Here is an 11264-nt window from a genome sequence, read left to right on the forward strand (position 1 = left end):
ACGGGAGAACCATTCGATTATTTACATTTTTCCTTTAGTAGCACTAAGACTAATTATACACTTAGCGGGGCGCTACATGATACTAATTTCCTAAGTTTGTCCAGTTTAAAATCCTCTTATATGAAACTAATGACCAGTAAGTATTCTGAACCCTCTGTAAGCATAAGTTTATTGTTATTACGTGTAGTAGCAGGCTCCACAATGCTTATGAATCACGGATTGAGAAAACTTTCCAATTTTAACAATATCGTTGCTAAAGGTTTTGCAGACCCTTTTCATATTGGCGCCAAAGCTTCCTTGGGACTTACCATATTTGCAGAAGTTTTTTGTGCCGGCCTTATCATTATCGGATTGTTGACCCGTATAGCATCACTACCATTGATTGTGGCCATGACTGTGGCTTTATTCTTCGCACATAGTGGAGATCTATATGGTGAAGGAGAGTCTGCTGGTATTTTTCTCACAATATTTGTAGTATTGTTTTTGATGGGGCCAGGTAAATTTAGTCTTGATAAAAAAATAGGCAAATAATCATCATATGTATAGTCATGAAACCAAAATAAGAGTACGTTATGCCGAAACCGACCAGATGGGAGTGGTGTATCATGGCAATTATTTCCAATACTTTGAAGCAGCCCGTGGCGAGTGGCTCAGAAGCCTTGGCTTTTCTTATGCCGATATGGAAAAGTCGGGCATCATCATGCCGGTTGTAGAAGTGCAGTGCAAATATCTACGTCCCGCACTGTATGATGAGCTTATTACCGTGAAGGTTATTCTGCAGGAATTACCACAACATCATAAAATCACATTTCTACAGGAGATATATAATGAAGGCAATGAATTGTTGGCCAGCGGAAGAGTAATATTGTTTTTTATGAATGTACAAAATAAACAGCGTGCCAAAATGCCTGAGGCCTTATATGAAAAGCTAAAACCCTTCTTCAACGACGATGTCGCACACGGCGCATAATCTCTACGAAATCGAGAACGTATATCCTCCGAAGCATCCTGATACAGGTGAGGCCGCATCGCCTTTATGGTATAAAGGGATTTATAGCATTGTGTTATATCTGGGGCTGGGTTATATGCTTTTGAGAAGATGGGACTTATTATTACTAATCTTCGGCATTGTACTGCTTCATGAACTGGGCCATTTTTTTGCAATGCGTTATTATCATTATACGGATATCGGCATTCTGTTTCTTCCTTTTATCGGCGCATGGGTTCAAGGCAATAAAAACGAAATTAGTCAACGACAAAGCATCATCATCCTCTTGGCCGGCCCCGTACCGGGGATATTACTGGGATTGTTGCTACACTGGCTGGATGGCAGCAAAAACATTTATGTGGGAGCCATTCCATTGGGATTTATTGCACAACTATTAATATGGGCCAATCTACTCAATTTACTCCCCCTCTATCCGCTAGATGGCGGCCAGTTATTACATCGTATCTTTCTAGATGAAGAAGAACGATTCATCCATATTTCCATGTTGCTTTCTATCATTGCAACAATATGGATTAGTACAAGCACGCATTTTTACCCATTATTAATCATTCCGGCTTTACTGATTTATCGCTTCATCAATGACCGAAGTAATGTAAAGCTGGAAAAAGCCATTGAAGCTTCTGGCATTGACGTCAACACCACTTATGAAGCTCTTAGCAATGAAGCATATTGGAAATTGCGGGCTATATTAATTCAACATATTCCTTACCTACATCATGTAAAAACTGGGCCTCCATATGTTTATGATACAAATGAAAGCCGTATTGTACAATTAGTAAAAGCAGTATTACAAAAAAATTTACTGCTGGATGTTTCGGCCAAAGGGAAAATTGTATTGGCTATTGTGTGGCTTGTACTGCTTAGTCTGCCTTGGTTGTTCGATATCGATTTCTTACTTTTAAAATATCTCACCCCATAATTCTCATACTTAAAATGCATATTATGAAAATTCCCAAAGGTCATCAGCCGCTAATGCCCTATTTAATCCTGAAAAACGCCCACAGCTTTATCGATTTCACCAAGCATGTATTTAATGCTGAGGAAGTATTCAAAAGCTACAGAGATAACGATAATCAGATTATCATGCATGCCGAAGTGCGAATCAACGGTTGCAATATTATGTTTGCCGATGTAACCGAATTTTACGAAGTAGCCAATGCCAACCTATTCGTATACGTAGAAAATGCGGATGAAACATTTCAGAAAGCAATAGAAAACGGAGCTACGGTTATCAATGAGCTAGCAGATCAGGACTATGGTCGCAGTTGTGGGGTACAGGATTCATTTGGCAATGTATGGTGGATTACCAGCATGAAATAATTTCCCTCTAAAGGAAGTCGTCTCGTGATTTTCGCTATTAAAAGATAGGTATATAATCAAACGCTACCTTCGGGACACTGAAACAGTAAAATGCACTTTTTTGTCAACATCTTTTACTCCTGAGGTCGGATAGGGGGTGATACTATCAAGAGTAAATAGATATTTGGAACCCTCAGCTGATAGCAAATATGTTTCACTCATCCCTAACCTTTGACAATCTACCCCGGTACACAACTGTACATTTCGCTCACTCTTGTTGCTAATATCTACATGCAGGACAGCTACCGCCTCGCCTCCTCTTATACACTGAACACCTTTAGGACAACGACTTTCGCGTATTTCCTTAAGAGTAATAGTAGCATTGCTCACGGTAATCTTTTCATTTACCTTCAAAACAAAGTTGCTACCGCCTTCTTCACCCACAGGTATTGCCTTACGGGAGCAGGCAATAGCAACAATACATATTGCCATTAGCAAATAACTTTTCATATAACTGCTATTTGTTATTATTCATAACAGAAATTATACAACAGGCAGTTTCCAACCATTGTGGTAGATCGGCTTTACAAGCTGGGTAGCTTTCTCAACATTGAACTTGTTCTGCGCTTCATTCCAGTAAATTTTTTCGCCAGTGCGAACGGCGATATTTCCAAAGTGACTAACAATAGCTACTTTAGCTCCGGCTTCAAAAGGACAGTTCAAATCTTCTTTTTTTCTTGACTTTACCACATCGATAAAGTTGGCAGCATGTTTTTGCAAGCCATTATCGGAGGCCTTTGTCCAAGGTACTGCTTCAATTTTATCTCTATCGGGTCTTACTTCCCAACCAGCTCTACTCAATAGCAACGTACCATTCTCTCCTATAAAAGCTATACCGTGCTGCATTCCGTACAACCCTACTCCAGTAGCCATATTATGCTCCCAGCTCATCTGAAAATCGCCAAAATCATACAGTGCTGTTTGGATATCCGGTGTTTCACGGGCATCATTTGGGAAAACGTATTTACCACCGGTAGCCATTACAGATTTTGGAATACCGGCTTTCATACCTAATAATACCATATCAATCAGGTGGACGCCCCAGTCTGTCATCAGGCCGCCAGCATAATCCCAAAACCATCTGAACTCATAATGAAAATGATTCTTATTAAACGGACGCTTTCGGGCGGGGCCCAACCACATGTCATAATTTACCCCTGCAGGAACCGGAGAATTGGGCACTACAGGCAGCGGTTGAGTACCCGTACGGTACATCCAAGCTTTGGCAGCACTAATTTTCCCTAATTTTCCAGAATGAACAAAGGCTATGGCGTCATTAAAATGTTGTTGACTGCGTTGCCATTGAGCAACCTGCACTACACGTCCATAGCGTTGTACAGCTTTGTTCATCAATTGTGCTTCATAAATGGAATTAGCTACGGGCTTCTCACAGAAAACATCCTTTCCTGCAGAGCAGGCATCGATCAATTGCAGGCAGTGCCAGTGATCGGGTGTTGCAACAACCACAATATCCACATCTTTATCAGCCAGCATCTTTCGGTAATCGGAGTATATGCGAGGCTTAATGTTCAGCTTACTTAATTCTTCTTTGCGTTTGCTCAATACATTTTCGTCAATATCACACAATGCAACGCACTCCACCTCAGGAACTTTCAAAAGTGCGTTGAGATTGCTCCACCCCTGTCCTCTGCATCCTATAACTCCAAGGCCTATTTTATCGTTAGAAGAAATATTTCTTTTCATTGCAAGTAAATCCGCAGAAAGAAAAGCTCCTGCACCTAATACTGTGGCTCTTTTGATGAATTCGCGGCGTGTATTCATTTGCTCTTAATTTAAAAATGATCTATAAAATAATTATGGCTTAAAATTCAATACATTTGGCTATTCTAAGACGTGTTATTGGTCTTCTACCATTTTTTTTATAATCTTTTGGCAAGAATCGCACATTTCTAACGTCACAATGTAATCATAAAAATAAAAATATCACATAAACCAATGAAAAAAGTATTGTTTGCGATTGCGCTCATGGTAACCTCTACCATGACTATGGCCCAATGGAAAAGTTTATTCAACGGTAAAAATTTAACAGGCTGGAAACAGCTGAACGGAAAAGCCAAGTATGAAGTAAAGAACGGTACCATTGTAGGTACTACCGTATACGGTGAACCCAACTCTTTTCTGGTTACCGAAAAGGAGTACGACAATTTTGTTTTGGAATTTGAATTCAAGGTAGACAGCACTATGAACTCAGGCGTCCAGTTCCGCAGTCTGAGTAAAGCCGATTTTAAAAATGGGCGAGTACATGGATATCAGTTTGAAATCGATCCTTCGGCACGTGCTTGGTCAGGTGGCATTTATGACGAAGCCGGACGAGGCTGGCTTTATCCTGTAGAACTTAATCCTTCGGCCAAAACAGCATTTAAACAAGGCCAATGGAACCGTGGGAAGATCGAATGCATTGGGAACTCCATTCGCACCTGGCTGAACGGTATACCAGTGGCACATTTGATTGACGATGCCATTTCCAAGGGTTTTATAGCCCTACAGGTACACTCTATCAACAACAAAAAAGATGAAGGAAGACAGATTAGCTGGCGCAATATCCGAATTAAAACTACCGCGCTGAAACCGGAGCCACTACAGGGCGTATTTGTTAGAAACACGATACCCAATAATTTGTCCGATGCAGAAAAACAATATGGCATTGAACTTCTTTTCGATGGAAAATCATCTACAGGATGGCGCGGTGCATATAAAAATACTTTCCCCGAAAGAGGCTGGGCTATTAATGACGGTATGATTGAGGTGCTTGCACGCGGCAGAGGTGGAGATATCGTCACCGAAAAAGAGTACAGTGCTTTTATCTTACAATTCGAATTTAAACTCACTGATGGAGCTAACAGTGGTGTAAAATATTTCGTTCCTGAAAGACCAGATAAACCTGGTTCTGCGGTAGGACTGGAATACCAAATTCTGGATGACGAAAAACATCCCGATGCAAAAATGGGTAGAAATGGAAATAGAACACTAGCTTCATTATACGATCTAATAGCATCAGACCGTGAGCCACGTGCTCGTAAAAAAATAGGCGAATGGAATTTCGGCATGATCAAAGTATTTCCTGACAACCGGGTAGAACACTGGCTCAATGGCTGGAAAGTATTGAGCTATACACGCGGTTCCCAGGAATTCAAAGATCTAATCGCAATTAGTAAGTATAAAGATTGGGAAAATTTTGGACTAGCACCTCAAGGTCGTATTCTTTTACAAGATCACAACGATCATGTATCCTTCAGAAGTCTGAAAATTCAAGAACTTAAATAATACACTCCTCCGTATAAAATTTAAGCGGGATCTATCACATAGATACATCCCGCTTATTTTTATTTTTTATCCTGAAAACGCTCCCATACTTCATAGATAGGATCGCCCTTGGAACTTTTTCCGGAGTGTATCCACTTACCGTCATCTAGTTTGCCGTCAAAAGTTAAAGACATTCCAACGCGGCTATCATCTCTGGAGAAAAACTCAATATTCTCGGTGTATTTACCATCCTGAAAGCTATAAGTACCACCACCGGTACCGAAAAACTCCCCCGTTTCAACATTGATAGCTGCCCACTGAAAACGGGTCGCGGTCAATAACTTTAAAGTTCTTCTAGCTCGCAAAGGAATATCCACCATCTGATCGCCTTGTTTTCTTTGCGTAATACGCCAATTACCAGCTAAATGCTTATCTCCGCTGTCAATTCGCTTCCAAGTAAAGCTGATGCTGCCATCCATCGTATTTGTGATTAACTCGTTTTCCCTAACAATAAAAGTGTACTCGCGAGTTTTACCGGCGCTATTTTTGTCGGCGCTGTTAAATTGCACCTGTACCTTCAGCAGCCCGTTCTCAATAGTATAAGGGCCACCAGTAGTGAGAATAAACTTTTTATTAGCAAGGTTGTACTGCGTAAACATACAGTATCCATCCTGTACCAACATTATATAATTATCACCATCTTGAGTAAAACTCCACGCACCCTGTAATGCCTTTTCATTATTGTAATCCTCCTGTCCGCGCATGGACAGCAACAGTACAGTTCCTAATACAAGAAAAATGGCCAAAATGTTTTTCAGTTTCATATACAAGCATTTTAATGATAAAAAAATAATCAACTTTCTTTTAATATCTGTTCAATTTGCTCAAGTTCTGATTTTTCAAAATGTGTATTATTAAGACATCCTAGTGAATCTTTTAACTGAGTAGCGCTGCTCGCACCTACAAGCACAGACGTCACACGTTTATCCTTCAATAACCATGCTAAAGCCATCTGAGCTAGTGTCTGTCCTCGGTTTTGTGCTAGTTCATTCAGTTTTTGAATTTGTAGCAGACGTTCTTTAGTTATATCTTCTTTTTTTAAGAAGCCATGCGCCTTGGCCGCACGTGAATTTTTAGGTATGCCTTTTAAATATTTGTTGGTAAGCAATCCTTGTGCTAATGGAGAAAAGGGAATGCAACCTACACCTTCTTTCTCTAACAAACTCAATAGACCATCTTCTACCCAACGCTCAAACATAGAGTATTTAGGTTGATGAATAAGACAAGGAGTGCCCATCTTACGCAATAAGTTAATAGCTTTTTTAGCTTCAGGCACTCTATAATTAGATAAGCCAACATATAAGGCTTTTCCCTGCCGCACAATGAGGTCCAATGCTCCTATAGTTTCTTCTAACGGTATTTGAGGATCTGGCCGATGATGATAAAAGATGTCCACATAATCCAGCTTCATGCGCTTGAGACTTTGATCCAGACTGCTCACCAGATATTTTTTCGACCCCCAATCCCCGTAAGGTCCCGGCCACATAGTATAACCTGCCTTTGTTGATATTATTAGTTCATCTCGATGATGTTTAAAATCACTGTGAAGAATCTTCCCAAAATTCACTTCGGCACTTCCAGGAGGAGGCCCATAGTTATTGGCTAGATCAAAATGTGTAATCCCGTTGTCGAATGCAGTATGTAAAGTTTTACGATAAACCTTCACATCATCCACATCTCCGAAATTATGCCATAATCCTAATGAGATTGCTGGTAGTAACAGGCCGGATCTACCACAGCGCCTGTATTCCATATTATCGTAACGTTTTTGAGAAAACTTTATTGCCATAACAAGCTCTTTAATTATTTCGCTTTTATTACTTCAGATGATCTAAAACTCTATACATTTTACGTACTAACGTAGTTGCACTTTTACTGTAATTATTTACTAATATGGCAAAAATATACTCCTTACCTGCTTTTGATTGGTGATACCCCGCAAAACCTTTTACCCGATTGATAGTACCGCTTTTCATTTTCATATCATTATACACCGGCATTCCTTCATAGAATTCTTTGAACCACGGGCGCTCTTTTGCATATTTCAGTACCATAACCTCAGCATGAGCCGTTACTCTGTTCTGTGGGGATAAGCCAGAACCGTCATATAAATGCAATTCTTCTTTATCAATGCCTTTATCGACCCAATGTTGCTGTAGCACCTCAATACCCTCCGAAGTACTAGCTTTACCTTTCACTTTTAAAGCAATAGTACGTAGCAGGGCTTCTCCATACAGATTAATGCTCTTCCTCAAAAACCAATAAATAATTTCTGATAGTTGAGGTGAAGTATGTGTATAAATCCAATTCACATTTTCTTGCTCCGGGATATTTACTTCCACCTTATTGTTTTTTACTATTGCAATATCTTTAATTACATCGATAACAGTTTTTGCAAACTGCCCTGCAGGATCATATATCGATCCTGAAACAGTAAAATTATTTTCTCCTAGAGGAATCGTGCCTCTTAATTCACTATAGCGTTTGCCTTTAGATGGATAATAAAGAGCAGAACGGTCGCCAGTACCCTTGCCTGCGGCAGAGGCTTTAGATACTATTGTATAATCATACAGATAAGGGATCGTTTTTACTATAGTTACGGCATCTCCGATGCGAGGTCCGGATTTCAGTATGACGTCAAACTGATTCTCCCTCCAGTTCAACCCTTGTGCACCGGCACCATAATACTGACCTATATCTTCCCATATCCAGCCGCCCGGGATATCATCATCGGCTTCCCAATCGGTAGTATTAATCATTACAGATTCAAAACTTTTTACTCCTGATGCCCTTACTGCCTCTTTAATACGTCCCAGAATAAGACTATCCTTTGTTTCTTTCCAGCGCCAGCTACCAAACGTGGGGTCGCCACTAGCCTGAATATAAAGATGATGACCACTATGAGTAGATATAATTCCCACTTTGGTTTGATAAGTATAATCCTTTCCTAAAATATCAAAAGCTGTAGCTGCAGTAATAACTTTAAGGGTTGAGGCCGTTGCTAACCCTTTGTAAGCATTATGTGTATATACAGTTTTGCCTGTTACTGCATCCACTACATGTAAAGCCGCAGTAGCATATTTCAATTGTTCGTCTTTATTAAACTCTTCCATAGCTGCTGCCAATTTGGTAGAAACCTGTGCCAGCACAGCATTTCCCAACATCAGCAATAGCAATAACAACCCATTTCTTTTTTTCATTGGATATTTATTTTATGTACTTACTCTATAACTCTGGCTTTATACACTTTTATATTAGGTAGAAGAATTGCAACATCAGGATTTTTAATCCGCACATGATAAGCCCACCAGCTTTTTTCTGCTTGTGTATAGATAAGTCTTTTTTTGCGTTTATTGTAATTCACAGATTTCACGTTATGTTGATCAGCCAAAAGATCAAAGACTGTGAATTTTTCTTTCTTAATGTCAAAAAGATATACGTTATCATGTGTAGTGATTAGCATGAAATTGTCGTCGATAGCATACAAATCATGCCCTCCTTCGCTGGGAAGCTTCCAACTTTTTTCTAAAGTAAGGCTTGCATGCATTGTTTTTGCATCCTTCAACTGATAACATCTTAAGACATCGAAGCCCAATGCGAATACCCTCTTACGCCTTTTATTCCATACAACTCCGTGGCCTGAATACAACGAATCCTTGTACAATACTTTCTCCGGTTCACTTACATCATACAGCTCAATACTATTGCCTTTTCTATGTGTTGAAAGCGCAACAGCTATTTTATTTCCTGGTAATGGTGCTGCCGAATGTGCCATAGGGGCATATGCATAGAATAATATCTTTTTAGTGGCTACGTCCAGTAATACTACACCTCCGCTAGATGAGGTAAGCAACAATTTTTTACCCTTCTCCAACGATTTACATTCATCTAGTGGAAATAACCATTTCTGGTATTGCTGAGGAATACTAGCAGCTTCGGATACCTGCCAACGCCACTTGATAACTGTATCTCCTTTCTCTGCCTCCTTTCCATCTAGTATCACTACCTTATCATCGCCGCATACTACAATATCGTATTGAGCCGAGGCTTGCAACACTATGATAAACAATAAGAAAATGAGGAGAGAATATAATTTCATAATGAATGAAGTTATTACAGTAATTTAATTTTTTGTTATCCCTATTTCAAAGATATTTGTTATTGAAACAATTACCTGTAAAATGAATGAAATAAACGCCTCCATCATTACTATCGGTGATGAGCTATTGATTGGACAAACCATCGACACCAATAGTGCTTTTCTTGGACAAGAGCTTAATAAGATAGGTATTTGGGTGAAGCGTCGCGTGGCAGTGGGGGATGTATATGATGATATTTGGAAGGCATTAGATGAAGAACGCAAGTATTCTAGACTTATTATTCTTACCGGAGGCTTAGGGCCAACCGCTGATGACATTACGAAACCACTTTTATGTGATTATTTTAAAACGCGCTTAGTAAGAAACGAAGCCGTATTGCAACATATACATGACCTTTATGTAAAAGTATATAAGAGAAAAGCATATCTCACTGAGGAGAATAAAAAGCAGGCAGATTTGCCTGAAAACTGTACCATACTACATAACGCTTATGGTTCGGCTTCGGGGATGTGGTTTGAAGATAAAAATGCCCATGGCGATCCCATCGTTTTTATTTCCTTACCTGGTGTGCCTTATGAGATGAAAAAGATATTTGTAGACGAAGCTATTCCCAGAATCTTGCAAACATTCGGGGGCTATGCGGTAGTACATAAGGTCCTGGCGACTTTCGGATTGGGAGAAACTTTAATTGCTGAAAAAATTGCATCCATAGAAAAGCAGTTACCTTCTCATATTAAATTAGCTTATCTACCGGGATACGGACAGGTAAAATTAAGATTGACAGGTAAGGGACTGAACAAGGAATTACTGGAGCAGGAAATCTTACCCTATTATGAGCAAATACAAACTTTACTAGAAGATATCACTATTGCCAACAACGATGATACGTTACAGATAATTATAGGCAAGCTGTTACAACAACAAAAGAAAACCCTAGCCACAGCAGAAAGCTGCACAGGAGGTTATATTGCTCACCTCATCACTAGTGTTCCTAAATCGTCGTCACATTTTAATGGGGCTGCAGTGGTTTACAACAATGATATTAAAGAGAAAATATTAGGTGTAAGTCATGAAACACTCCAGACAGAAGGCGCAGTTAGTGAAGCTACAGCACGACAAATGGTGGCGGGAGCTTTAAAACAATTTGATGCCGATTATGCAGTAGCCACAACGGGCATTTTAGGGCCTCCTACAGAAAACGACGAAAAACCAGTAGGCACTGTATGGATAGCCGCGGGAAACAAAGATGAAATTATAAGCAAATTGTTGAATTTAGGTTATGATAGAGAGCGTAATATTGAAGCGGCGGCCTTACAAGCATTAAATCTACTCCGAAAATTTATTATAAGTCACGGTTAAAGAAACTTGGAATTAGGGCACTTTCATTCTAAGAGATATCATCTATCTTATTTAAGGAGATAGTAGTGAAATTTTATTGCCTCTGAATTATAGATTTTTTAAGAGATAGAAAA

General features: G+C 39.6%; 12 protein-coding genes. 6 read left to right on the top strand and 6 right to left on the bottom strand.

The annotated features are described in order from the left end of the window. Positions 1–120: 120 nt before the first annotated feature. Genes PIECOFPK_RS14270 through PIECOFPK_RS14285 form a run of 4 tightly spaced genes read left to right on the top strand, consistent with a single transcriptional unit; the run spans position 121 to position 2329 of the window. The gene (locus PIECOFPK_RS14270) at positions 121–531 is read left to right on the top strand and encodes a DoxX family protein (RefSeq protein ID WP_330973594.1); all 411 of its coding nucleotides are present in this window, start codon (positions 121–123) and stop codon (positions 529–531) included. A 7-nt stretch (positions 532–538) separates the two neighbouring features. Beyond that, positions 539–970, top strand: a complete 432-nt coding sequence (locus tag PIECOFPK_RS14275; protein ID WP_409966212.1) for an acyl-CoA thioesterase — start codon at positions 539–541, stop codon at positions 968–970. Then, positions 951–1928 carry a site-2 protease family protein gene (locus PIECOFPK_RS14280; RefSeq protein ID WP_330973592.1) on the top strand — a complete coding sequence of 326 codons (978 nt, stop codon included), beginning with the start codon at positions 951–953 and terminating at the stop codon, positions 1926–1928. Before PIECOFPK_RS14275 ends, PIECOFPK_RS14280 begins: the two co-directional genes overlap by 20 nt. A 23-nt stretch (positions 1929–1951) precedes the next feature. After that, entirely contained in the window at positions 1952–2329 is a 378-nt protein-coding gene (locus PIECOFPK_RS14285; RefSeq protein ID WP_409966213.1) for a VOC family protein, read from the top strand. Between the two features lie 63 nt (positions 2330–2392). Here the strand turns inward: PIECOFPK_RS14285 and PIECOFPK_RS14290 are convergent, their stop codons facing one another. Continuing rightward, positions 2393–2818, bottom strand: coding sequence for a hypothetical protein (locus PIECOFPK_RS14290; RefSeq protein WP_330973590.1), 426 nt, complete (start codon positions 2816–2818; stop codon positions 2393–2395). 33 nt (positions 2819–2851) lie between these two features. After that, positions 2852–4150, bottom strand: a complete 1299-nt coding sequence (locus PIECOFPK_RS14295; RefSeq protein ID WP_330973589.1) for a Gfo/Idh/MocA family protein — start codon at positions 4148–4150, stop codon at positions 2852–2854. Between the two features lie 174 nt (positions 4151–4324). Between PIECOFPK_RS14295 and PIECOFPK_RS14300 the strand changes: the two genes are divergently transcribed. After that, positions 4325–5653 carry a DUF1080 domain-containing protein gene (locus tag PIECOFPK_RS14300; protein WP_330973588.1) on the top strand — a complete coding sequence of 443 codons (1329 nt, stop codon included), beginning with the start codon at positions 4325–4327 and terminating at the stop codon, positions 5651–5653. 59 nt (positions 5654–5712) lie between these two features. Here the strand turns inward: PIECOFPK_RS14300 and PIECOFPK_RS14305 are convergent, their stop codons facing one another. The 4 genes from PIECOFPK_RS14305 to PIECOFPK_RS14320 are packed head-to-tail and all read right to left on the bottom strand — an operon-like array spanning position 5713 to position 9791. Continuing rightward, on the bottom strand, positions 5713–6456 hold the full coding sequence (locus PIECOFPK_RS14305) for a hypothetical protein (RefSeq protein ID WP_330973587.1): 744 nt from the start codon (positions 6454–6456) through the stop codon (positions 5713–5715). 29 nt (positions 6457–6485) lie between these two features. After that, a complete protein-coding gene (gene mgrA / locus PIECOFPK_RS14310) occupies positions 6486–7481 on the bottom strand; it encodes an L-glyceraldehyde 3-phosphate reductase (RefSeq protein ID WP_409966214.1) in 996 nt (331 codons plus the stop codon). 28 nt (positions 7482–7509) lie between these two features. After that, the gene (gene dacB, locus PIECOFPK_RS14315; RefSeq protein WP_409966215.1) at positions 7510–8892 is read right to left on the bottom strand and encodes a D-alanyl-D-alanine carboxypeptidase/D-alanyl-D-alanine-endopeptidase; all 1383 of its coding nucleotides are present in this window, start codon (positions 8890–8892) and stop codon (positions 7510–7512) included. 20 nt (positions 8893–8912) lie between these two features. Continuing rightward, positions 8913–9791 carry a DUF6528 family protein gene (locus PIECOFPK_RS14320; RefSeq protein ID WP_409966216.1) on the bottom strand — a complete coding sequence of 293 codons (879 nt, stop codon included), beginning with the start codon at positions 9789–9791 and terminating at the stop codon, positions 8913–8915. An 82-nt stretch (positions 9792–9873) separates the two neighbouring features. On the opposite strand from PIECOFPK_RS14320, the gene PIECOFPK_RS14325 reads away from it, so the two are divergent. Next, positions 9874–11151: a CinA family nicotinamide mononucleotide deamidase-related protein gene (locus PIECOFPK_RS14325; protein ID WP_330973583.1), complete on the top strand. Its 1278-nt coding sequence runs from the start codon at positions 9874–9876 to the stop codon at positions 11149–11151. Positions 11152–11264 lie beyond the last annotated feature (113 nt).

The sequence above is a fragment of the Chitinophagaceae bacterium C216 genome, from assembly GCA_028485475.2.
In the GTDB taxonomy this organism is placed as follows: domain Bacteria; phylum Bacteroidota; class Bacteroidia; order Chitinophagales; family Chitinophagaceae; genus Niabella; species Niabella composti.